28 protein-coding genes and 3 tRNA genes are annotated in these 22,813 nt (G+C 42.6%); 7 read left to right on the forward strand and 24 right to left on the reverse strand.

Annotated elements, in window-relative coordinates; translation table 11 throughout:
• Positions 1 to 1,513, forward strand: a 1,513-nt coding sequence (locus tag HYU97_05480) for a hypothetical protein (protein ID MBI2336195.1), incomplete at its 5' end; no start/stop codon positions are given.
• Between the two features lie 226 nt (positions 1,514 to 1,739).
• On the opposite strand, the gene HYU97_05485 is transcribed toward HYU97_05480, so the two are convergent.
• Positions 1,740 to 1,812, reverse strand: a tRNA-Ile gene (locus HYU97_05485).
• A 384-nt stretch (positions 1,813 to 2,196) separates the two neighbouring features.
• On the opposite strand from HYU97_05485, the gene HYU97_05490 reads away from it, so the two are divergent.
• Positions 2,197 to 2,448: a hypothetical protein gene (locus tag HYU97_05490; protein MBI2336196.1), complete on the forward strand. Its 252-nt coding sequence runs from the start codon at positions 2,197 to 2,199 to the stop codon at positions 2,446 to 2,448.
• Positions 2,438 to 2,974 carry a hypothetical protein gene (locus HYU97_05495; protein MBI2336197.1) on the forward strand — a complete coding sequence of 179 codons (537 nt, stop codon included), beginning with the start codon at positions 2,438 to 2,440 and terminating at the stop codon, positions 2,972 to 2,974. The genes HYU97_05490 and HYU97_05495 overlap by 11 nt, the downstream gene beginning before the upstream one ends.
• Here HYU97_05495 and rpoD read toward each other — a convergent pair.
• From rpoD to hisB, 11 genes are all read right to left on the reverse strand, one after another.
• The gene (gene rpoD, locus HYU97_05500; protein ID MBI2336198.1) at positions 2,952 to 4,793 is read right to left on the reverse strand and encodes an RNA polymerase sigma factor RpoD; all 1,842 of its coding nucleotides are present in this window, start codon (positions 4,791 to 4,793) and stop codon (positions 2,952 to 2,954) included. The two genes, HYU97_05495 and rpoD, sit on opposite strands and share 23 nt — an antisense overlap.
• Positions 4,775 to 6,514: a DNA primase gene (locus tag HYU97_05505; GenBank protein ID MBI2336199.1), complete on the reverse strand. Its 1,740-nt coding sequence runs from the start codon at positions 6,512 to 6,514 to the stop codon at positions 4,775 to 4,777. Before HYU97_05505 ends, rpoD begins: the two co-directional genes overlap by 19 nt.
• 118 nt (positions 6,515 to 6,632) lie before the next feature.
• Positions 6,633 to 7,079, reverse strand: a complete 447-nt coding sequence (locus HYU97_05510) for a GatB/YqeY domain-containing protein (GenBank protein ID MBI2336200.1) — start codon at positions 7,077 to 7,079, stop codon at positions 6,633 to 6,635.
• 6 nt (positions 7,080 to 7,085) lie between these two features.
• Entirely contained in the window at positions 7,086 to 7,289 is a 204-nt protein-coding gene (locus HYU97_05515) for a 30S ribosomal protein S21 (GenBank protein ID MBI2336201.1), read from the reverse strand.
• 86 nt (positions 7,290 to 7,375) lie between these two features.
• Positions 7,376 to 8,386, reverse strand: a complete 1,011-nt coding sequence (locus HYU97_05520; protein MBI2336202.1) for a hypothetical protein — start codon at positions 8,384 to 8,386, stop codon at positions 7,376 to 7,378.
• A gap of 60 nt (positions 8,387 to 8,446) precedes the next feature.
• Positions 8,447 to 8,794 carry a histidine triad nucleotide-binding protein gene (locus tag HYU97_05525; GenBank protein MBI2336203.1) on the reverse strand — a complete coding sequence of 116 codons (348 nt, stop codon included), beginning with the start codon at positions 8,792 to 8,794 and terminating at the stop codon, positions 8,447 to 8,449.
• A gap of 88 nt (positions 8,795 to 8,882) precedes the next feature.
• A complete protein-coding gene (gene hisI / locus HYU97_05530; GenBank protein ID MBI2336204.1) occupies positions 8,883 to 9,272 on the reverse strand; it encodes a phosphoribosyl-AMP cyclohydrolase in 390 nt (129 codons plus the stop codon).
• A 152-nt stretch (positions 9,273 to 9,424) separates the two neighbouring features.
• The gene (hisF, locus tag HYU97_05535; GenBank protein ID MBI2336205.1) at positions 9,425 to 10,180 is read right to left on the reverse strand and encodes an imidazole glycerol phosphate synthase subunit HisF; all 756 of its coding nucleotides are present in this window, start codon (positions 10,178 to 10,180) and stop codon (positions 9,425 to 9,427) included.
• Positions 10,170 to 10,898, reverse strand: coding sequence for a 1-(5-phosphoribosyl)-5-[(5-phosphoribosylamino)methylideneamino]imidazole-4-carboxamide isomerase (gene hisA / locus HYU97_05540; protein ID MBI2336206.1), 729 nt, complete (start codon positions 10,896 to 10,898; stop codon positions 10,170 to 10,172). The genes hisF and hisA overlap by 11 nt, the downstream gene beginning before the upstream one ends.
• A 4-nt stretch (positions 10,899 to 10,902) precedes the next feature.
• Positions 10,903 to 11,511, reverse strand: a complete 609-nt coding sequence (gene hisH, locus HYU97_05545) for an imidazole glycerol phosphate synthase subunit HisH (GenBank protein MBI2336207.1) — start codon at positions 11,509 to 11,511, stop codon at positions 10,903 to 10,905.
• A gap of 42 nt (positions 11,512 to 11,553) precedes the next feature.
• The gene (hisB, locus tag HYU97_05550; protein ID MBI2336208.1) at positions 11,554 to 12,162 is read right to left on the reverse strand and encodes an imidazoleglycerol-phosphate dehydratase HisB; all 609 of its coding nucleotides are present in this window, start codon (positions 12,160 to 12,162) and stop codon (positions 11,554 to 11,556) included.
• A 149-nt stretch (positions 12,163 to 12,311) separates the two neighbouring features.
• On the opposite strand from hisB, the gene HYU97_05555 reads away from it, so the two are divergent.
• Together HYU97_05555 and HYU97_05560 are read left to right on the forward strand one after the other, a co-directional pair.
• On the forward strand, positions 12,312 to 13,424 hold the full coding sequence (locus HYU97_05555) for a PAS domain-containing protein (GenBank protein ID MBI2336209.1): 1,113 nt from the start codon (positions 12,312 to 12,314) through the stop codon (positions 13,422 to 13,424).
• Positions 13,425 to 13,445: 21 nt separating this feature from the next.
• A complete protein-coding gene (locus HYU97_05560) occupies positions 13,446 to 13,832 on the forward strand; it encodes a response regulator transcription factor (protein ID MBI2336210.1) in 387 nt (128 codons plus the stop codon).
• 39 nt (positions 13,833 to 13,871) lie between these two features.
• Here HYU97_05560 and HYU97_05565 read toward each other — a convergent pair whose 3' ends face one another.
• From HYU97_05565 to HYU97_05620, 12 genes are all read right to left on the reverse strand, one after another.
• Entirely contained in the window at positions 13,872 to 14,279 is a 408-nt protein-coding gene (locus HYU97_05565; protein ID MBI2336211.1) for a hypothetical protein, read from the reverse strand.
• A 31-nt stretch (positions 14,280 to 14,310) separates the two neighbouring features.
• Positions 14,311 to 14,622 carry a hypothetical protein gene (locus HYU97_05570; GenBank protein MBI2336212.1) on the reverse strand — a complete coding sequence of 104 codons (312 nt, stop codon included), beginning with the start codon at positions 14,620 to 14,622 and terminating at the stop codon, positions 14,311 to 14,313.
• A gap of 383 nt (positions 14,623 to 15,005) precedes the next feature.
• Positions 15,006 to 15,389: a HEPN domain-containing protein gene (locus HYU97_05575; protein ID MBI2336213.1), complete on the reverse strand. Its 384-nt coding sequence runs from the start codon at positions 15,387 to 15,389 to the stop codon at positions 15,006 to 15,008.
• A complete protein-coding gene (locus tag HYU97_05580; GenBank protein ID MBI2336214.1) occupies positions 15,386 to 15,913 on the reverse strand; it encodes a helix-turn-helix domain-containing protein in 528 nt (175 codons plus the stop codon). The genes HYU97_05575 and HYU97_05580 overlap by 4 nt, the downstream gene beginning before the upstream one ends.
• Before the next feature lie 415 nt (positions 15,914 to 16,328).
• Positions 16,329 to 16,402, reverse strand: a tRNA-Arg gene (locus tag HYU97_05585).
• 87 nt (positions 16,403 to 16,489) lie between these two features.
• Positions 16,490 to 17,032, reverse strand: coding sequence for a hypothetical protein (locus tag HYU97_05590; GenBank protein MBI2336215.1), 543 nt, complete (start codon positions 17,030 to 17,032; stop codon positions 16,490 to 16,492).
• A gap of 23 nt (positions 17,033 to 17,055) precedes the next feature.
• Positions 17,056 to 17,146: transfer RNA gene (locus tag HYU97_05595), tRNA-Ser, on the reverse strand.
• 148 nt (positions 17,147 to 17,294) lie between these two features.
• Positions 17,295 to 17,846, reverse strand: a complete 552-nt coding sequence (locus tag HYU97_05600) for a methyltransferase domain-containing protein (protein ID MBI2336216.1) — start codon at positions 17,844 to 17,846, stop codon at positions 17,295 to 17,297.
• Positions 17,847 to 17,881: 35 nt separating this feature from the next.
• The gene (locus HYU97_05605) at positions 17,882 to 18,250 is read right to left on the reverse strand and encodes a hypothetical protein (protein ID MBI2336217.1); all 369 of its coding nucleotides are present in this window, start codon (positions 18,248 to 18,250) and stop codon (positions 17,882 to 17,884) included.
• A complete protein-coding gene (locus tag HYU97_05610; GenBank protein MBI2336218.1) occupies positions 18,234 to 18,884 on the reverse strand; it encodes a phosphatase PAP2 family protein in 651 nt (216 codons plus the stop codon). The genes HYU97_05605 and HYU97_05610 overlap by 17 nt, the downstream gene beginning before the upstream one ends.
• Positions 18,881 to 19,705 (reverse strand): PHP domain-containing protein, encoded by an 825-nt coding sequence (locus tag HYU97_05615; GenBank protein ID MBI2336219.1) that lies wholly within the window; start codon positions 19,703 to 19,705, stop codon positions 18,881 to 18,883. The genes HYU97_05610 and HYU97_05615 overlap by 4 nt, the downstream gene beginning before the upstream one ends.
• A gap of 84 nt (positions 19,706 to 19,789) precedes the next feature.
• Positions 19,790 to 21,271, reverse strand: coding sequence for a leucyl aminopeptidase (locus tag HYU97_05620; GenBank protein MBI2336220.1), 1,482 nt, complete (start codon positions 21,269 to 21,271; stop codon positions 19,790 to 19,792).
• 64 nt (positions 21,272 to 21,335) lie between these two features.
• Here HYU97_05620 and HYU97_05625 point away from each other — a divergent pair, with 64 nt between their 5' ends.
• Together HYU97_05625 and HYU97_05630 are read left to right on the forward strand one after the other, a co-directional pair.
• Positions 21,336 to 22,109, forward strand: coding sequence for an enoyl-CoA hydratase/isomerase family protein (locus tag HYU97_05625; protein MBI2336221.1), 774 nt, complete (start codon positions 21,336 to 21,338; stop codon positions 22,107 to 22,109).
• A gap of 119 nt (positions 22,110 to 22,228) precedes the next feature.
• Positions 22,229 to 22,813: a thermonuclease family protein gene (locus HYU97_05630; GenBank protein MBI2336222.1), complete on the forward strand. Its 585-nt coding sequence runs from the start codon at positions 22,229 to 22,231 to the stop codon at positions 22,811 to 22,813.

Below are 22,813 nucleotides of genomic sequence, written 5' to 3' on the forward strand. Positions count from 1 at the left end.
AAGTGGAGCTACAAGGCTAAAACCCCCAACCGCAGTGCCCGAGGTAGACCCTGAGGTAGCTAAAATTCAAGAGACCTATCGTATTAATCGTGGCCAGGCCCAAGAAATCGTAAAACGTTTACGAAACATCAATGCCTCGGAATTAAGCCATCAAGAAAAGTTACAACGTGTCATTGTGTTACTCAAACAGAGCAATATTTCGCATTTGAAGGTGCTGGCAAGGGGCCTTGAACTATGGATGGAAAGGCCGCAGCCAAGTGTTTTTGAAGATATCTTTGGAGGGGATTTACTTTTTGATTCATTTGTTAAGGATATAGCCTTCACTTATGCAAGGGAAGGTTTATTGGCAAGTGGGTCTTCAGATCCTGCTGAAATAGAGGGCGCCCTTGCCTTAGCCAAGGATTTTACTTCAAGGCGGCGTTCGTCGATAAGTGAACCTCCGACCACTCGCGAGGCTGATATGATGACCAAGGCAGCCACTCAAATTGCAGGCCGTCCTGCCACTCGATTTGTTGAAGCCCTTATGATTTTGCGAGATGAACTAGCGAAGCGGCCTGTTGTTGTTTCTTCACCTTCGGTGGAGCCTCCTAGGCCAGCGCCGACACCAAAAGAACCCAATACGTTGCCGCCGGTGGCATCTTCACCTGAACCTGTTCGCCCAGTAGTCGATAAGACAACTTTTCCTACTCAACCACGACCAACTGCAGTTCCACCGCCGCCTGTTCCACGGCCTATTGCTCCCATTGCTCCAGCCAGGGTAGAAGCGCCTTCACCCATTCGTGCACCTGAACCCATTCGCCGTGCAAAGCCTCCTTTGGAAACAACTCCTCACCAGAATGGAAACTATGGCATTTATCATTATCCTGAAAGAGTCGAAGTTGCCGATAGCCATGTAGCGAAATGGGTTGAAATGTTAAAAAGATCACCCAAGCTACAAGAGGCTATGAAACGAAATGGGATTAAGAGCGAAGCAGAGTTGCAAGATGCGGTTAGGGCCATGCTTCTTCAAACGGCGCAGGCTCAACGTTTAGTAAACCAAACCGGCAATTTAAGTTTTCGTTTACCCATCGATCCTGGGCATACTGCGTTAACCCCAACTTCCCGTGAGCCTGTAACCCAATTGCTAAGTTATATTTTAAAAGTAGAAAACATAGGGGTTTACACCACCAATCGTGGTGAACGAGAAGTGAGTCAAAAGCAGCTTGATAAAATGATGGCTGTCTTTGAAGCTGGGGTTAATCTGAATGCAGCCCTTCGCGACCCCCACATGACTCCAGTGGGTCTTGAGCGAAGTATTCACCTATTTTGGGGAGCTGTATCCGCAGCACAAAGCAATGGTGCTGGTACCTACAACCCAGAAAATCCCGATCCATTTTCCAGCCGCACCGTTACTATTTTCGCTCATGTTTATCTCGATAAACCCATCCCTGAGCGACTTGCCACCGATCCTCTGACCAAAAACATCCGAGATGTTAGCGCAAATTACGACCAAGCCTATCGCGGCGCGCAGTAGCTTTTCCTCTATTTTCCATTTTCTCATGCTATTTTCTAAATTTTTCGCACTTGAAAATGGCATTAGAAAATAGAGGAAAAATTTTTTGCGAAAAATTTTTGTGGGCCCAGGAGGGGTCGAACCCTGATCTTGAGGCAAACACCAGCCAGTGGCTGGTGGCAAACTCAAGTCAGTATAAGGGAAATTATCCGAGCTTGCTGTAGGATCGTAGAAGCAAAAACGTATGTGGGCCCAGGAGGGGTCGAACCTCCGACTGCCCGGTTATGAGCCGGGAGCTCTACCAACTGAGCTATAGGCCCTAGATGAAACTTCCTAAAAAAATCTACTGCTGCGTTGTCGGAGCCTGTCCTGAGGGAACCGAAGGATCCCACTCCCTGCGGCGTACAACTAGCTTTGATCAAGAGCTTATACGCTTCATAGTTTGCCTTCAGCCACCGGCTGAAGTTTACCTACTACGCGAGTACGCCTCGGTCGGCCTCCTCAGCCTGCCTTGCATTAGAATTTTTTATGAAGTTTCATGCATATCATTCTAATCATTGCCTTGCATCTGGAGCTTTTTATGAGTTCCTATCAAAAGATCTTCCATTTTACTACGAAGCCAAAATAGCGTCGTCAATGGAAAATTGTATCATTTTCAAAACCACTCTTGATTTATGCTTAGCGGTAAGCAATAATATGACATAATGAATATACGTCAAATCGCAAAAGTATTAGGGCGTCGTGGTGGGCTGGCACGTGCCAAGAGGCTTTCCGCAACAGAGAGAAAAAGCATTGCCTCACGAGGTGGTCAAATTAAATCCCTGTCTCACCATGCGGCTCAGCGCATTGAAGACAATCTTGCTTACCTTGAAACTTTAATAGCACTCAAGAAACCCCCTCGCGTACATCCCGTTTCGCGGGTTACGTATCCACTACCTGGTATTTATGCAAAGTGATCATCTTGAGAAAATCTGCATTCTTATTGAGGATCTTGAATTAAAAGGCTTTAGCCCTATTTTGGTAGGCGGGATGGCCCTGGTGATTCTTGGGTCACAGCGCGTGACGAAAGATTTTGATTTTTTAATTTCTCTTCAAGAATCTACCATCAAAACGGTTGTAGAGGTTTTTTATAAAAATGGCTTTGAATTAATTTCAAAGCTTAACGAAAATGGAGAAGTTTTAAGAACCATCGACCATGAAAAGGTTGCTGCTATCCGTTTAAAACTCGATTCTCCTTCGAGTGCTTATTTTTTTAATCCCCAAACACGTCTTAAAGTCGATTTGCTCTTTGATTTCCCTTTTTCAGCTAAAGAAGTTGCAGCCCGTGCTATGCCGATCAAAATCAAATCGCATGTTATTCAGGTTGCTTGTCGTGAAGATCTCATTCGTCTCAAAGAGATCGCCTATGCAGATCGTAAAAGCGTTTTAGATGCTCAAGATTTAGAGTTTTTACGTCGGTCTACCAATCAACGAAAGATTTGAGCTTCTTAGCGCGCGAAGGATGGCGCAGTTTGCGTAGGGCCTTGGCTTCGATTTGGCGGATGCGTTCGCGAGTAACTGAAAAATCTTTTCCCACTTCTTCGAGGGTGTGGTCAGAACGTTCGCCAATCCCAAATCGCATGCGCAATACTTTTTCTTCACGAGGCGTTAAAGTAGAAAGCACTCGTTTGGTTTGATCAGACAAATCAATATTTACTGCTGCATCCGAGGGGATCATAATGCTTTTATCTTCGATAAAATCTCCTAAGTGGCTGTCTTCTTCTTCACCGATAGGAGTTTCTAAAGAGATGGGTTCTTTGGCGATCTTTAAAACCTTACGCACTTTTTCTAATGGCATTTCCATTTTTTCAGCGATCTCTTCGGGCGTGGGTTCTCGCCCCAATTCTTGCACCAAATAACGTGAGGTGCGTACCAACTTGTTGATGGTTTCAATCATGTGCACCGGGATACGAATGGTGCGAGCCTGATCAGCAATGGCGCGGGTGATCGCCTGGCGAATCCACCACGTTGCATAGGTAGAAAATTTGTAACCACGCCGATATTCAAACTTATCGACGGCTTTCATAAGGCCAATGTTGCCTTCTTGAATAAGGTCAAGAAATTGCAAACCACGGTTGGTATATTTTTTAGCAATCGAAACGACCAAACGCAAATTGGCTTCTACCAATTCGGCCTTGGCTTTATCGGCAAAATATTGGCTGCGCTTAATCTCATTATAAATATTTTTTAATTCTTCGGTTGAATAGCCAAATTCTTTTTCTAAATCTCGAATGGTTCGTTCAGCATTAAGCACGGCCTTGTTGATAGAATTAACTTCTTCTTTGTCTAAATTGTTGGCCCGGCAAATTTTGCTGAGCATATAAGGGCTGCGGCGCGAGCGCCGTAGTTGAATTCGCCCCTGTTCGGCATCAACATGCACCTTGGTGCATAAATTAAGAATCGTGCGATGTTGAATATCGATTTGATCGATCATATCCCTAATTTTGTTGATGATATTATTGGTGAGTTTGCGGCTAAACTTGATTTTTTTGGCTAAATCCAAAAGCTTAATCTTGGATTCTTCCATTTTTTCTCTGGCACGTTCGCGGCCCTTTTTGGAAAGGCTGGCTTGATTGGCCTTTTTTTGCAACCCACAGAAATCTTTGGTGGCCTTACGTAAGTTTTGAAAATTTTCTAAAACATTTTTGCGTAATTCTTCTTCATTAAATTCTTCTTCGTTCGACAAATCATCATAATCGCGAATAACATCAGAAAGCCGGATCTTAATTTTTTTAATAAGGTTGGGTAATTCTTCTAAGTAATTAATCCCAATAGGGTTGGTAATGAGTGTGGTTAAAACCCCATCTTCGAAAGTCTCAATTCTTTTGGCAATTTCAATTTCGCCTTCTCGGCTTAACAAAGAAACCGATCCCATTTTGCGTAAATACAGGCGCACCGGGTCGGCCGATTTGGTGTAGGCATCTTGGTTAGAGGTGTCTTCGGTAAACAGGGCCCCGGGGCTGGCTTCTTCTTCGCCTTGATAAAAGGGCGAAGCTGCATCGGTGGTTTCAGGAGATTCTTTCTTTTGATCTTTAGTTTTTAGGTAGTCTTCTTCATTGTCAACGATGTCGATCTTGCGCTTTTCAAACTTCGCTAAAACTTCATCGATCTTGTCAGGTGAAGTAACGTTTTCTGGCAAGGCTTCGTTGATTTGCTCGTAAGTTAGATAACCCTGCTTTTCTGCTGCTTTAAGTAAAGTATCAATACGCTGAATTAAATCAGGAGACGAAGCTTCTGGTTTTTCTAGCTTTTTCCTACCCATACTTTGCTTTTTGTTTCCTTTTGTAGCGATGACAGCTCCTTAATTTTTGTTTGAAGTAATACCAATTCTTCTTGAGCTTGATGATTTTGGCTCAAGTGTTTAAAGTTTTTAAGTTCCCGTTGTAAGGATTTTAATTTTAATTTTTGTAGTGCCTCTTTAAAATATTCTTTTGCGGTTTCGTGATCGAGAGAATCATCGGCTAACATCAAACTTGAGATTTTGGTTACCAGTTCAGGTGAAAGACGATTTCCTTCTGTATTTAACAAACTTTGATAAATCTCTAACGCTTCAACAGTTATAAAATCTCCACTCGAGATTTTTTCCATCATTTCTTGGTGAAGTTCAGGAAAGCCGAGCCATAACTTTAAAATGGCTCTTTCCTCAACTGAAAAATTCATAAGCGGATGATTTTTTTGAGGCATTTTTACTTCTTGCCAAGGTGTCGATTTTTGATTTTGCAATAACCAGCCTTGCGGCACCTCAAGTGCCTCGGCAATTTTTCTTAAGTAAAGATTTTTTACAAAAGGGTCAGCAATCGATCGCACCAACGATTGTAAAAATTGCGCTGCCTTTCCCTTTTTTTGAAAATCTTCACCGCACTGAGCAGCGTTTCTATCGATTAGGTCATCCAAAAGGTTGCGCCTTTCCTCTAACTTTTTTTCCAAAGCTATTTTGCCAAATCGCTTGAGAAAAGAATCAGGGTCTTCCCCAGGCGGGAATTCAATAAAAGCTGGGTAAATTCCAACACTTAACAATATAGGCAAAGCCTTTAGCCTGGCCTGGGTTCCGGCATTGTCCCCATCAAAGGCTAGCACCACGTCGGAGCATTGTTTTTTAAGCAACCCCGCATGGTTTTTGGTAAAGGCCGTACCCAAAGGTGCCATAGCATTTTTGAACCCGGCTTGGTGCAAACTGATCACATCAAAATAACCTTCCACCATCATAGCAACGCCGCGGATTTTGATTTCGGGTTTAGCTAAATCTAGTCCGTAAAAGAGGCTGCCTTTATGAAAAATGTCCGATTCTGGGCTATTGAGATATTTAGGCCCCGAGTCTTTGGCACCCAGTAAACGGCCACCTAAGCCCACCACTTTGTGATCCCAACGAAAAATGGGGAAGATTAAACGCCCGCGAAAAAATTCAACGTAACTACCACTTCTTTCTAAAAACAAAGATCCCAAGTGGATTTGTTCTTGAGAAAAGCCTTTGGTTTGTAAGTAATGAAATAAGCCCGATTGAGTGGGTGGGGCATAACCTAAGGCAAATTCTTTGATCGTAACAGGTGAAATTTTACGCTCTTGCAAGTAAACCTTGGCTGGATTCTGTTCGTCGGCCTTCATTAGCAAACAATGGTAATACCAAGCTGCGTATTTAAAGAGTTTCAAGAGCAGGTCTTTTTGCTCTTTTTGTTTGGGGTCGGTTTTGAGATCTTGGTGATTAAATGGTAACCCCGCACGTTCAGCCAGGTGGGCCACGGCTTCGGGGAACGACAAATTTTCTAGTTTCATTAGAAAATTAAATAGATCGCCGCCGGCATGACAACCAAAACAATGAAAAATGCCTTTGTCGGGGCTTACGGTAAACGAAGGGGTTTTTTCGGGGTGAAAAGGGCAGAGGCCTTTTAAATATTTGCCGGCTTTTTTTAAAGCGACCGTTTCACCCACAAATTCTTCGATGGGGATCTGATTTTGAATTTGAGTTAAAAGTTGGTCGTTAAACATAATTTATAGTATGGATTCCGGCTCGAGGGCCGGAATGACGGTGGTCCGTCATCCCGGGCTTGACCCGGGATCCAGAAAAGATAGGTTAAATTGAAATGGATTGTCAATAAGCCTTAACTTACGAGCCAAGAATCTTCTTCACTAAATCACTCACCAGCTTACCTTCAGCACGGCCGGCAATCTTACCCATAGCGGTTTTGATGGCTTTGCCCATGTCACTTAAACTTTTGGCTTGAACTTCTGCAATGGCCTGGCGAACCAGGTTTTCTACTTCGGTAGGGTCTAAAGCTTTGGGGAGGAACTGACTAATAATTTTAATTTCGGCACCTTCTTTATCGGCTAATTCTTTTCGCCCCCCTTGTATAAATTGCTCAATAGATTCTTTGCGTTGTTTAATGAGGGTATTTAAGATCTTAAAACCTTCATCGTCGTTTAACTCGCGCATAAGTTCGATTTGTTTATTTTTGAGGGCCGACTTCATCATGCGAAAGGTTTGAAGCGATAAAGCATCTTTTGCCTTCATGGCGTTCTTCAGGGCTTCTTCTACACGGGTGAGTAGAGACATGGTTTTTTACCAATAAGTTTTACGGGGGAAATTCTTTTTTAAGGCGCGTTTACGGGCAGCCAGCGACTTTTTCTTTTTGGCTACACTGGGTTTTTCATAATGCTCTCGTTTGCGCAATTCAGAAAGAATCCCAGCTTTTTCACATTGCTTTTTAAATTTGCGGACGGCGATCTCGAAAGAATCACCTTCTCTAATTCTAATACCAGGCAAAACAAAACCTCCTTATTATAAAGGCGAAGGTTGACCTATTCCTTTCCCTAGGCACAAGTCAACCGAAAATTGCCAAGTTAGCAATCTTACTTTGGTTTATAGACAGATTCTACTAAGGCAAGATGCATTCTCCCGCCTTGAAAAAAGGCCTTGGGTCGGGTGGGATTGGCGCTTAAGCCCTGCTCGACGTGGCCTATATTAAGTTGATTGGAAGTATCAATTAACTCTCGAGTGATGGCGGGTTCTTTGGCTTCAATTTTTCGAATTAGATCCGTCGTGCCAAGTCTGATCATAAAGGCTTGTTCAGATTCAGCGGGCGACTTTTCTGTAAAAGTAAAAAAGGCCTCTCTTGCTTTGGATTCGTCTAACTCATAAATTTCACAAAATCTCTTAATAGTTTGATTTAATAAATCATGAAAAAACCTTAAAGGAACTCTTGATTGTTTTACATTCATAATAAAAGCCGCGAGCACAAGATAGCCAATATATTCTTTAATATTTCGGTGATAAGTCGTTGCTGCAGTATTGATAACCGAAAGCCCTGTGGCATTGTAGATTAATGGGTTGTAGAGTGGAATATGGAGTGCTTTGCCAATTTGTTTGAATAGCTCCGCTTCAGCTTCGGGGGCCATTTGATCTTTACCATAGCCTTCAATGAAAAAAACCCAACTATCGGGATTTGACGCAATGGCGAGTTCAAGACCATTTTGTAAATAGAGCTGAGAGAATTTAGGACCGCAACCATGGGCTCCACCTAGAAAATAAGCCTTGGCTTTTTTGATTTCCTGATAAATAAAATCTCGGGTGCATTGTTGGGCCCGATTATCATCTAGGCCCAGCCTAACAAAAAATTTTCGTTGGGCTTGAGTGAGATAATCTTGAATTACGGTCTCGGTTAATTTTTTTTTGTCTGCGGGGAGTTTGCCAAATTGGGTTTCAACATATTGACGTTCGGTTTGGGTTAATTTTTTATCATATTGGACTTTGCCATTTTCTCCGTAGGCTGCACCGACGTAGTCTTGGAGTGCGGCAATTCGGTCAGTTACTGAGCATTGGGCGCTATTGATACAATGATATTGATAAGACAAATCGTTCATTATTCAGCCTGTTGACAGTTTATCGCCTGAATGGGGCTTTGGTTGTGGAAAATTTGGTGGTTAGCCCACCAACGACGGGCCTAATTGGCGGCCACCTAAGAGATGAAGGTGAAGGTGATAAACACTTTGCCCACCTTCTTGTTCGGTGTTGAGGGCTAAGCGATAGCCCTTTTCTTTTAAGCCCTGCTCCCAGGCAAGTTTTCGGGCTACTTCGGCCATAATTCCCAGCAAATGGATTTCATCGGCAGGGACTTCATTAAGAGAGCGGTAATGTTTTTTGGGGATGATGAGGATATGAACCGGGGCCATGGGGGAAATATCTTTGAAGGCGAAGAGCGAGTCATCTTCGTAAACTTTCTGCGAAGGAATTTCGCCTTTAGCGATTTTACAGAATAGACAATCTTGCATGTTATTAAGATGTCATTGCGAGCGCAAGCGAAGCAATCTTCTTTTTTATAATATTAAAGATTGCTTCGGCTTTGCCTCGCAATGACAACTATTTATAGACTTTTTCTGCATCAAAAATCTTTTGCCCTACAATCTTGGTTTCGCCATCTTCGATCTTACGAAAAAAACAACTGCGATAGCCTTCGTGACAGGCCGCTACTTTTTGATCGACTTTAATCAATAAACAATCGGCATCACAATCATAATACATGGCTTTGACCACCTGTTGATGACCCGAGGATTCACCTTTGATCCACAATTTATTGCGCGAACGCGACCAATAAGTGGCGTGCCCCGTTTCAAGGGTTTTTTGTAGTGAAGTAGGGTTCATATAGGCAAACATCAAGACATCGTTGTTTTGATAATCTTGCACAATGCAACCTAGTAACCCTTTGTCATCAAATTTAATTTGCGAAATAATTTTATCGAATTTGTTCATAAAAAATTTCCATAAGCTATCTGAGACGAACGGGTGACTCAGGGTTTTGGGGGCCCAGTACCGATGGGTCCTTCGCTTCGCTCAGGATAAACTCCGTCCTGCCTTGCAGACGAGCACTGCTGGGGGAAGACCCGGGGCTCACGCCCGTTCGTCTATGTTCTAATTGGGACATCATGTTCCTTTAAGTATTTTTTTACGTCGGCAATGGAATATTGTCCATAATGGAAAATAGATGCAGCTAGTGCTGCTTGCGCATTGCCCGTGGTTAAACCTTCGTAAATGTGTTCGCAAGTGCCAACGCCACCCGAGGCCACCACCGGGATGCTTAGCAGGCCAGTGATTTTTTGCAAGAGTGGAATGTCATAGCCTTGCAAAGTTCCATCTTGGTCCATGCTAGTCAGCAAAATTTCTCCAGCGCCTAGCCGTTCCATTTTTTGTGCCCATTCTAGGGCATCTAGCCCAGTGGCTTTGCGCCCACCATGGGTAAAAACTTCCCAATGATCATCTGAGCGTTTGGCATCAATGGCCACCACAATGGTTGACGAACCAAATTGATTAGCCGCATCAGCTACAAAGTTGGGATTAAGCACCGCTGTGGTATTGATCGATACTTTATCAGCGCCGGCATGCAATAATTTGCGGATATCTTCTAAAGTTTGAATGCCACCGCCAACGGTGAGGGGCATGAACACTTGCGCGGCGGTTTTTTCAACCACATCTAAAATAATCGCCCTTTTTTCATGGCTAGCCGTGATGTCGAGAAAAACTAATTCATCGGCCCCTTGGCGATCGTATTCTTTCGCAATTTCAACCGGGTCACCTGCATCGCGCAAGTTGACAAACTTAGTGCCCTTGACCACACGACCTTCTTTAACATCAAGACAGGGAATAATACGTTTAGCGAGCATAGTGGAGTGCTTCCTTTAAATCGATCTTCCCTTCATACAGCGCCTTGCCTACAATCACTCCATCTAAGTTAGAATACTCTTCTACTAGTTCAGCTAAGATCTTAATGTCATCGAGTGAACTAACCCCGCCCGAAACCACCACCGCGGTAGGCGCAATCTCGAGAAAATGTTTAATCCCTTCGGTTTGTAAACCACTTAACATGCCATCCCGCTCAATTTCGGTATGGATCAGCCAGGCTAACCCAACTTCTGGGATATTTTTCAAAAATGCTTCGATTTTGATCGATGAAGTTTTTGTCCAACCATCCGTAGCGAGGTAACCTTTTTTGGTATCAAGGCCCAAACTAATGTGATCAGGAAAATTTTCGACAGCTTCTTTTAAGAACGCAGGGTTTTTAACGGCTGCGGTGCCTAAGACTACCGATTTAATTCCTAAATTAATATAAGTTTCTACTGTTTTTAAATCACGAACGCCACCCCCCACTTGCACATTGACTTTGTTTTGCTTGGCAATCTTTTCGATCAAAGCAAGATTGGTTGGGGTACCGGTCAGCGCGGCATCGAGATCCACCACATGCAACCAAGTCGCCCCCGCCGCCACCCATTTTTGGGCCATGGCCATAGGGTCAAACCCATATTGTTTTTCTTGGGCATAATCGCCTTGACGTAAACGCACCACTCGCCCTTGGCGAATATCAATGGCGGGAAATAAAATCATAAAGTTAGGTCAATTCACAAAAATTTTGTAAAATTTTCAACCCAATACTTTGGGATTTTTCGGGGTGAAATTGGGTAGCGAAAATATTTTCCCATTCTAAGGCCGCTGCAAAATTAACCCCATAATCGGTGGTGGCTGCTAAAATATTTGGATTTTTGGGTTCTACATAAAAACTATGCACGAAATAAACATAGGCTTCATTGGGAATGCCTTGAAATAAACGGGTATCTTCTGCGATTTTAAGTTGGTTCCAACCCATGTGGGGAACTTTTAATTGTGGGCTTTTATCAAAAGGGATCGCTTCGCCTTCAAAAATTCCTAAACCTTCATATTTGCCAAATTCTAAACTGTAACTCATGAGAATTTGCATGCCTAAGCAAATACCCAAATAGGGTTTGCCCGAACGAATAAATTCACGAATGGGTTCAAGCAGGCCATAATTTTGCAAATTTTTCATGCAGTCGCCAAAGGCCCCCACCCCTGGCACCACGAGTTTGTCGGCTTGGCGAATTTTTTCAGGGCTTCGGCAAACCTCAACCTTGGCGCCCACTTTAGTAAGCGCCTTAGAAACGCTATTCAAATTTCCCATATCGTAATCAACGACAATAATCATATAGAGTCTGTCATTCCGAGCGAGAGCGAGGAATCTTCCGTTTTATAATTTCCCCTTTACTGAGGGTAGACTCGTTGGTGCCCGCGGATCAATGCTGGTTGCATAATCGCAAGCCTTAGCAAAGGCTTTGAAAATTGATTCTACAATGTGGTGCTTGTTGCGACCGTAATTCACATTGATGTGCAAATTGATTTTGGCGGCATTGGTGAAGCCTTGAAAAAATTCCGAGGTTAATTCTACATCGAACAACCCATTACCAATCCGGCCTTTTTTCACAGGGTTTTTGTAAACCATACAAGGTCTTCCGCAAAAATCTAATGCAACGGTGGTGAGCACTTCATCCATGGGTAAGATACAAAACCCATAACGGCGAATGCCAAGTTTTTTCCCCAAGGCGGCTTCGAAGGCTTCGCCTAAGGTAATGCCCACATCTTCAACCAAATGATGAGGGTCTACTTGCACATCGCCTCGGGCTTTTAGGGTAAGATCAAACAGCCCATGGCGAGCAAAGGTCTCCAACATGTGGTTAAAAAAAGGCAAGGGCGTATTAATGGAATATCGCCCAGTACCGTCGATTTTTAGCTCGAGGGTGATTTGGGTCTCTTTCGTATTGCGTACTCTTTTAGCAGTGCGTGTTTTAATTTTGGCCATAAGATTAATAACTATAGGAAATATTTAGACTTTTGTCAACTAACCAAGGTGTCGCCAGAAATTCCATTTTCTTCTAGGGTGGGCTTTTGTTATAATTTTGAGAAGGCAAGTGAACTCAAAGCTTTAGGGTAGGTGGGGGCAATTTCAACGTGGCGGTTAAAAAACTTAAATCCATCAATTTAGAGCTCGAATCGTTGCAGGCCAGGCAGCGGGCCTTGGATCGGTTTGCTTGTTTGTTGCAACTGGATGCGAATGGTAAAATTTTAGAAGTCAATCACCGCATAGTTGAATTGTTAGGTTTTTCAGAATCCGAACTCATTCACCAAGATTTATCTTGTTTGGTTTTTAATTATTCTTCTTCAGGGTCACTGACTAAAATGTGGGCGACTTTACGCAGTGGCAAAATTTGGGCAGGGGAATTCAACGCCAAAAAGCGCGATGGTAAAAACTATTGGCTGCAAGTGACCGTAGCACCTGTGCTCGACACCGAAGGCAAAATTAAGAGTTATGTCTTAATTGGCAACGACATCATGGACCAAAAGAAAATGGAAGAGCTGAAAGATGGTTTTATCAGTGCTGTGTCCCACGAAATTCGTACTCCACTCACCTTAATTCGGGCGGCGGTGAGTAACCTTTTAGATGGAGTCGTAGGCAGCCTGACCCCGCAACAACTCAAGGTGTTAGATATCGCGAGCCGAAGTTGTGATCGCTTAACCCGCATTATTAATGACTTGTTAGATCTTTCTAGGCTTGAGTCGGATCGGATTCGACCCAAGCTACAACGGGTTGATGTTGCTTATTTGTTGCACGAAGCCATCCAAGAATTTTACGAAGATGCCCAAAAGCAGAATATCAAATTAAAAATAAAAATTCCTGCAAGTATTTCGGATGTAGAAGCCGATTTTAATTGGATCACCCGAGTTTTAGATCACTTGGTTCACAACGCCTTACGTTTTGCTAAATCCGAGGTGGTGGTAGAGGCAAAAGATTTAGGCGAAATGATTCAAATTGGGGTGTTAGACGATGGCGTTGGAGTAGCCCCGGAGAACAAAGCAAAATTATTTGAAAAGTTTATTCAATTGGATCGCCCTGCCGGTGGGGCTGGTTATAAAGGCACGGGGCTTGGTTTGGCGATTTGTAGAGAAATTTTAAACATGCATGAAAGTAAAATTTGGGTGGAAAGTGAACCAGGCGTTGGGGCGCGGTTTTATTTTTTATTGTCAAAGTCAAGGGAGTTGCCGGTGGTAATACCCTTTAACTAAAATTTTACCAAGGGGATGTTTATGAAAAAAGAAAGTGTATTGATTGTAGATGATGATGAAGGGATTGTTGATCTCATCAGCGATCGGTTAGAGTTTGAGGGTTTTGAAGCCATCAAGGCCTACGATGCCAAACAAGCCTTAGCCATGATTTCTTCTAAGCAGCCCGGGGTTATGATCTTAGACCTCATTATGCCCGGCGATTCTGGCATTAAAGTGCTGCGGCAAATTAATCAAAAAGAAGAAACCGACAAACCTTCGGTGATTGCCCTTTCAGGGATTGAAGATACCGAAGTAAAAGGTGAGGCAGTGAAATGGGGTGCCAAGGTTTTCTTTTCTAAACCCTGCGACATTAATATTTTAGTGGATCGAGTTAAAAGTTTAATGAAGGAGCGAGAACTACACCACTAATGCTGTCATTGCGAGCGTTAGCGAAGCAATCTCTCATTATTAATGTTCATTGGGTTCTTGATGTTTAGGTTTTGGAATATATTTTAGCCGCTGATAAGGCCCTTCGCCGTCGATCGTGAGGGTACCATCTTTATTGCGTTTAATGGCAATTTGACTTTTCCAATTTCCCAAATCACCTTTGTGTTGGCTTAACTCCAATTTTAATTCGTTGCCATCGGGGCTGGCTTGAACAATTTTATATTGCCCTTCATGACGCGATGAAGGCAAAGGCATACCAAAGACCTCAAACTTGCCATTGGGATGAAAAACGAAATCTTTTATCACGCAAGTGACTTGTTTATCGCAACTAGTTTGATACTCCCACGCCGTGCCCTTTAGCCAATCAGCTTGGGCAAAGGCCTTCACCGAGATCAGCAGACACACCAAAGTAAAAATTACTTTTTTCATCGTTATTCCTTTGAGGGGTTGATTTTTTGGCTTAACTATCAATTGCTTGATGGATCCAATCTCTAAGCGTTTCTACTTCTTGCTTGGTAATATGGCGGTGCGAGAGTTGTTTAGAAGATTTTTTTGTTTTAGAGCTTACCACGTGTTTTTTCACTACACGCATTGCAATTGGGAATTCTTTTTTCATTTTCTTTAAAAGCTTTAAGCTTTTCTTTTGCATTTTCGTTTTTCTCCAATAAAGCAGTATCGAAATAAGACTAAAGATCGTGCAATATTCCTCTTCGGGTAGTTGATGGACAGCGTAAGTCTTTTTAAGGCCAAAATCAATTTTTTCCTTAGTCATTTCTTACAAATTCCCTCAAACAACAATTACTACTGGCGGTGGTAACGTTTCAGGCACATATTCTGGATCAAATCGACATGGAACGTTTAATGGAAAAGAAACACGTTTTGAGTCATCAATGACTACAGGGGGTGGTAATATTAATGTGTTCTGTGAATTACAAATTCATACGACTGCAGATGGACAAATTCTCAACATAAAGACCAAGCAGGATACTCTTGGAAAATGGACGACTTCCCGTTGTACAGAAATCTTTAAGTCATTAAAAGAGTGATGCAAGTTTTGTTGCTTGTGACAAAGGACGCTTTGGTTTGAAACTGACCAGAGAATTGCCCCTAACAAATGCTAATGGGGACTTACAATAGGAATTTTTATTTCAAAATTTAATTTTGAGTTTTTAAGTAATTGCAAATCGCCTCAACAAATTTTTTGGCTTCTTTTAAAAGATTTTGTGCTTCTTCTTTTGGAAATGGATCTAAAAAAGCATAGTCTGCGTCTTGTCGGTCATCAAAGGCGTGATGAAAGGCTTCATGAAGCCGCTGGGGGAAGATTTTTGTAGCAATGAAATGGTGATAAAAACCACTCAAAACACCCGAATGTTTCGAATAAGTTTTACCTTTTTCTAAGAGGATTCCTTCTGCTGCATAAAACATGGCATAATAACTACGTGAGGCACAAAAGTCATAATCACCTTTTTCAAAATGCATTTCAGCTGCTATTAAAGAACGATTTGCTTTATCGATTAATAGATTAACTTCTGGCTTCATGCGGCTTGTTTGCCTTCTTCTCGAATGCGAATAAATAAAGGATCCTTGCGATGAAGAAAGTCTGATTCGCTTGCTAAGCCTACAGAAATTACCACAGGAATATTAGCCCCGAAGGAAACAGCATAAGCTATTTTTTCAATTACACGTTTTTCTTTCCATTTATCTTTGAGTTTTTTTAGAACCACAAAGGTGTCAAGGTCGGATTCTTTGTGGGCCTCTCCTCTTGCCCAAGAACCATAAATATACAGTGCGACGAATTGATCTTTATAATGAAATTTTAATTTTTTCTGAAAAGATTGCACCAATGCCAAATAGGATTGGGGCAAATTCATTTTTTTAGCAGAGATCTTTTGGTTTTGAATCCAAGTATTAAATTCTTCACGTGGTATTCGTACACTACTGCCAATACGAATAGCAGGAAGGTTTTCTTGTTGGATGACTTTGTAAATCATTTCAGGACTTAATCGAAGATACTTGGCAACCTCTTGAACTGTTAACCAGTCATTGCGTATTTTATTTGTCATATAAGACATATACACTTTATTTATTATTAAATCAATATTAATACTTATATATTTATCATTTTCTTGAATCCTTCATGAGGTAGTTTTTAAAATTTGGCTGGTGCCAAATTTTTACGTTCCTGGCTGGAAGATTTTTGAACTAGGTGTACTGGATTACATTGACGCGTAATGAACTAGCCTTAGGGGATGGATTGGTTTCCATATTACTCTAATAGAGCAATCAGCATGCCATTTCCCCATACAGAAGAAATTCAACTAGTTATCGAATAATCTAACTCCCAATGATGTCCGATTTGTAGATCCTGTGACCTGTTTTGATTCCTTCGTCATGGGTTATTTTCGAACCCACTTTTAAACACTAAGCCCCCGTAATTCGTTGACGTTTTTCGTTCTTCGGGTCCGCCTAAGGCGGATGTGCGCCTGGCAAGATTCGAACTTGCGACCCCTTGCTTCGTAGGCAAGTGCTCTAATCCACTGAGCTACAGGCGCTTATGGTCAAAGAACCAAAGTGTTGCCTCTAACAAATGCTAATGGGGACTTACAATAGGAATTTTTATTTCAAATAATAATGAATGTTTATAAATTTGGGCAGCCCTGTTTGGGCAAGATATAAATCGCATTGTATCGACAATGGCCACCTGAAGCAACGGAGTCGCCGAGGTTACATTCATTGCTGACAATGACCCATTGCTGAAATTTTGGGTTAAAATACACCCTATGGACGGTCTTAACACCGGTAAGATAAGGATCTTTCGGCAATGCCACGGCCTTTGAAAAATCGCACTGCTTGGCAAACCCTTTTGCAGTAGTGTTTTTGGGAAGTTGAGTTTTGTTTCGAAGGTTATGAAGTAGAGTTTGATATTCTTTCTTCTTGCCTGGAGCATCAACCCAATCGAAAGCTTGAATCAAGCTCCACTGACGTTCTTCAAAATTAAAAACTTGGACAGCATTTCCAGGGGAACATTCTCCAGACTTTTCTTCGTCCCAATACATTTGTTTCCAATCAGGGGTGAACCCAAGGATGGTTTGGGCTCCAGCACAACTGGTGGTTGCTTCCACTTGTTGGATAGGCAAAAGAAAGAAACTTGGAATTAAAAAAAAGACGAATATTTTCATCATTTGATAAAACCAATAAATAACTGCGGAGAGGGAGGGATTTGAACCCTCGGTAGGGATTTAAGCCCCTACGACGGTTTAGCAAACCGTTGCCTTAAGCCACTCGGCCACCTCTCCAAAAATTTTCGCCAGAAAATTTTTCCTCTATTTTCTCATGCTATTTTCCAATGCGAAAATTTTAGAAAATGGCATTAGAAAATTGAAAATAGAGAAACAGGGGTCTAGCAAAATGCTACTTGCACCACAATGCAAAATTTTTAGGCATTTAATCGGCGCCTTGACTGCAAACATACACAAAGGCCGGAGGGGTGTTGAGGGGGGTGAATTTTATTTTTACTTGGGGAAAGAAGGATTTTAATAAACGATGGGAAGTTCTGGAGTATTGAAATTGAATAAATTTGCCCGATTCTTTTAAGCAGGCCAATACAGCGTGTAAAATTTGTTCGTTGAGTTCTTTCTTAAAAACCGCCAGCGGCAAGCCTGATAAAATATAGTCAGCCTTTTTACCATTGAGGTATTTTTTAATTTGATCAGCGGAATCATGAATAATGCGTAAACGTTGATCTTGGATTTTTTCGAGGGCCTTGCAAAATTTGGGGTTCATTTCAACGACCCATAGTTTGGCTTGCGGCCCTAGCCTTTTTAAAAGAGCCTTGGTGAAGGGCCCGGTGCCAGGGCCAAATTCGATAATCAGTTGGGTTGAATCAAAATCAACGGCCTCCAGCATTTTGCGGGTCAAAAAGCGAGAACTAGGAATAATCGAACCGGTGCCCCGCCAATTCTTTAAGAATTCAATAAAAAATTTCCGTTTGCTCATAAGCAATTAAGAGCTAAACGATTCTTGTTCAATGGTCAAACGGGGAGTTGCTTTGATTTTTGGAAGAGCGGTTGAGTGTCTTTTACTAAGAGTCCCACCAGGCTTAAAATCCCCAGGGGCATACAAATGCTAAAGACATTTAAACCTGAAATGATAATGCCACAAACCCAAGCCCAAAACTTATATTTTTTTAAACCCCAAATAGTGAGTTCATTAAATGCAGCCCAGATCAGAGACAGCACGACGAATCCAACGCATACAATCGTGCCAGCAATGAGGTCGGTTTGATTTTTTTCCTGGGTTACTACGTAGATCAATGTAAATCCAAAAAATACGGAAAATAATGCATAACATGCTGCATTAATGTGAAAAACAATAACAGCGATTTTAAGTCCCTTGGGCATACCCCGTCCTCCTTACTTGAGGGTTGGACAACCGTTTTGCAAAAAAGTTAAACGCTAAAGCCAACATTAAGGTAGTCCACAACATGCCCATTAATACATCGCTTAAATAATGAACACCTAAATACATGCGGGATAAACTAATGGCGAAAATAATCGTGATTCCAAATATAAAACCGACGCAGCGTATCCCAACGTTTTTGGTTTTTAGGTAGAGAAAAATCCACAGAGTGCCATAAATTAAGATGGCATTGGCGGCATGGCCACTGGGCATGCTGTACGTCTGCAGTTCAAGCATGCCATCAGGTGGGCGCGGGCGCGCTACTAATAATTTGATCCAATAATTCCCAAATTTCATAAGATTAAAAAAAACTAAACTCCATATTAAAGCCCTCCAGTTGCGTTTCATAAGGCAAAATAAAATCACTAGAGCTAAAAAAACTAAATAGGTGGCAGTCCCTCCAAGCTCACTTATGAAACTCATCCATGAAATTCCACCAACGGTGCGAACCGATGTTAAAAATTCATAAAAGATTTGGTCGATTTTTTGAACAACAGCAAGTTGTGGCAACAACAAACAATTATAGATTGCTACGATGAGTAAGGCGAAGTATTGCTTTTCGCGCACGGTTTTCATGAGGCGAATTTTTTTAAAAGTTCAAGACAAACGGCTTCGGGGGCATTCATCTTGCCAGGCTCTACACTATTATGAAATCCCGTTCCATGATAATCACACCCTAAGGTCACGCCGATGCCATGTTGGTTGGCCATTCGCGCTAGTTGGCGACGGGTCTTACTTGGGTGGTCGGGATGGTAAACTTCGAGAGCATCTACGCCAAGGGTGATGATTTTTTGCAAGGTGCTACTTTGTTTGATAAGCCCGGGATGGGCTACCGAGGTGGTGCCGCCTAAGGCATGAATCCATTGGATTATTTTTTCAGCAGAAACCGATTGTCTTTTGGCATAGCCCGGTTTGCCTTTTTTTAAAAGTTGGTCAAAGGCAGTCTGCACATTCTTGATCACTCCCTTGGCCACCAGGGCTCGGGCTACATGGGGCCGGCCGGGCGAGGTGTCGTCGGTCATTTGTTGTTGAATGTCTTCTTCAGTAAGGGAGATGCCGATGGCTTGGAGATTTAATAACATTTGTTGCATGCGACGGCGGCGGTCGTTTTTTAATTCGATTAAAAATTTTTGAAACTCAATATTTTGCCAATCAAAGCTATAACCTAAAACGTGCACTTCTTCATCATCGACGTGTACGCTCAATTCAATGCCCGGGATGACTTGAATGCCAGCGTGTTGCGCAGCCGCGAAGGTTTCGGCGATTCCAGCCACGGTGTCATGATCGGTAAGACTCATAACCTTAACCCCATTTTTTTTGGCTATTTTGACGATGGCTTCGGGTGGGAGCGTGCCATCGGAGTAGGTGCTGTGCATGTGCAGGTCAATAGGGGTCACGTATTCTATGTCATTGCGAGCGATAGCGAAGCAATCTTGAATGGAGAGATTGCTTCGGCCTATGGCCTCGCAATGACAAATAAGCTACAAATTTAAGATAAAACGCACCATCGTGCGAACTAAAAACCCCGTAGCACCTTTACTGCAATAAGCCAGCTCTTTAGAAGTAAAAGAAGGGCCTGCGATATCTAAGTGGGCCCATTTGGATTTGCCAACAAAATGTTTCAAAAAGAGGGCTCCATTAATTGTGCCGGCATAGGTTCCACCAATATTTTTAATATCAGCCACCGTACTTTTTAATTCATCTTCGTATTCGGTTGCGAGCGGTAGTTCCCAGATTTTTTCTCCACAATAATTTCCGGCTTGGATAATTTTTTTAATCAGCTCAGTATCGTTGCCAAGAATGCCGGCATATTCTTCGCCTAACGCTACAACACAAGCGCCCGTGAGGGTCGCCATGTCGATTAAGTAATCGGGTTTGCGATCACTGGCATAACTTAAAGCATCACCCAATACCAATCGCCCTTCGGCATCGGTATTCAGCACTTCAACCGTGGTTCCATTGTGGGCGCGATACACATCGCCTGGGCGTTGAGCAGTACCACTGGGCATGTTTTCAGCGGCCGCAAAATAACCCCGCACTTCGATGTTCGGTTTTAATTGGGCGAGTACTTGCATGATGGCAATAACATTGCCTGCCCCCGACATGTCGTCTTTCATGCCTTCCATGCCTTTGGGTGGTTTGAGCGAAAGCCCACCGCTATCAAAGGTAATTCCCTTGCCCACCAAGGCCACCACTTTTTTAGAGCGGCCTTGGGGGCGATAAATCATTTCTACAAATACCGGTGGTTGCACCGAACCTTTGCCAACGACCAAAATGCCATTCATTTTCATTTTTTTAAGTTGAGCTTGGCGAAACACACGCACCCGAACACCTTTTAGGCCGGAGGCAATTTGCGCAAGCTTCAACGGTGGTTTGTCGGCAGCCGGGATATTTCCTAAATCACGGGATAAGTAAACGCCTTGGGCCAAAGTTTCACCTATGCGAATCCCTTGGGTAAATTTTTGCACGGAGGTTTTGCCACTTAAAATAAAATGCATAGCTTCAGGATTGGGCAAGGGATTTTTTTTGGTTTTATAGGTTTTAAATTGATAACTTCCTAACAAGGTTCCTTCGGTTAAAGCCGAGGCCACTTCAGTGTCAGGAAAAGAAGTCGGGATGAGGCTTAAAGCCGAAGCTATCGTGTGAACATGTAATTTGCGTGCAACTTTTAAAGTGCGGCTGGCTGCCTTGCGAAAACTTTCTAAAGTTAAACTTTTGGTATCACCCATGCCTAAAATTAAAACATAATCGAAAGGCAAGCGGCCGTGGGAGGTAATCAATTTGCGGCTGCCAAAGCTACCTTCAAATTTGGTTTTTTTACAAAGCGCGGTAATGGTGCCGCTTAATTTTGCTTCGACTTGTTTGATTAAGGGATGGGATAACAATTTGCCATCAAGGTAGGGAAGAACTAAAATGTCTCCCTTCATTTGTTGAAGGGGCTTTGTGGTCGTAAAAATTTTCATCAAAAAAGAGCTCCTTTTTATTGTCCTTTTTATTATTCTAAAATTGTACTAAAGGATCGATCAAATGGCAAAGAATCAATTTGTCACCCTATCCCAAGAAAATTCTATTTTAACCCTTACGCTCAATCGCCCTGAATTATTGAACGCTTTGAGTTTAGATTTAGTAAAAGAGTTGGCGGCTTCGTTGAAGCGAGTGGCCAAGCAAAAAGATATTCAAGTTGTGATTCTGAGAGGGGCTGGGGCAAGCTTTTCAGCCGGCGGCGATCTTAAACACTTTCATCGCCATTTAAAAAAGGCCCGCCAAGATTTTGCAACGGTGAGTGAATATTTAAACCAAAGTATTTTAACGATGCGGCAAATGCCCCAACCGGTGATTGCTGCCGTCACTGGCCCCGCTTATGCAGCTGGCTTTGGATTGGTGCTAGCTGCTGATTTGGCGGTTGCCACGGTAAAGGCCACTTTTTCGCCTTCTTTTATTAAAGTGGGTTTAGCTGCCAATGCCTCCACAAGTTTTTATTTGCCCCGTTTGTTGGGGAGAAAATTAGCTTCTGAAATATTATTTTTAGGAACCAAGTTTAGCGCTTACGAGGCTTTGAAACTTGGTTTCATTAATCGCGTTTGGTTTAAAGAAAAGTTTGAAGAAGAATTAAAACATTTTGCAGAACAACTGCTAGGCAAACCCAAAACAACTTTAGCCCGGATGAAGACACTATTAGCGCGTAGCTTAGATGCCTCTTTAGCAGCACAATTAAAATTAGAAAAAAGTCAGATCAGCGCTAGTGCAGGTGAGAAGGCCTTTGCAGAAGGGGTGGCGGCATTTGTCGAAAAACGGAGATAGTGCTCGATATTATGGATCCCGGGTCCCCGGCTCGTGGGCCGGGGCAGGCTTACCCGGGATGACGTAATACCGTCATCCCGGACCCTGATCCGGGATCCATATATGGTAGAGACAAATTAATGAAAAGATCCTATAAAAAATATTTACATTTCTCGTTGATCGTAGTTGCTTTTTTGTCGGGCTATTTTAGCAACGATCTTCGTTCTACTCCTCATTCTATTTCGCAAGAACAAATTCATCCGGTGAGTTTGGAGGCAGTTGTCACTCGAGTGGTGGATGGTGATACCGTCGTTTTAGAAGGTGGGCAAAGGGTGCGGCTGATTGGGGTTGATGCGCCTGAGCTTTTTGATGGTGAAAAACTCGATCGACAAAGTAGAAAATTAAAAATTGCTAAAGGTACTCTGATGGGGTTGGGTGAGCGGTCTAAGGGTTTTTTGGTTCAGTTCATACAAGGCAAGCCCGTGCGTTTAGAATTTGACCACGAACTTTGCGATGCCTTTGGTAGAACTTTGGCCTATCTTTATCTCAAAGTGGGTAGCCAAGAAGTTTTGGTGAACCAACAAATCATTGCCGATGGCTTTGCAACAACTTTGAAAAAGTATTCTTTTAAGAAACAAGATCAATTTTTAAAGACCGAGCAGCAAGCCCAGCAAGCAAATAAGGGCCTTTGGCAAGAACAAGCGTTTAGAGCGATCAATTTTTGA

The organism is Deltaproteobacteria bacterium (genome assembly GCA_016183235.1).
GTDB lineage: Bacteria > UBA10199 > UBA10199 > DSSB01 > JACPFA01 > JACPFA01.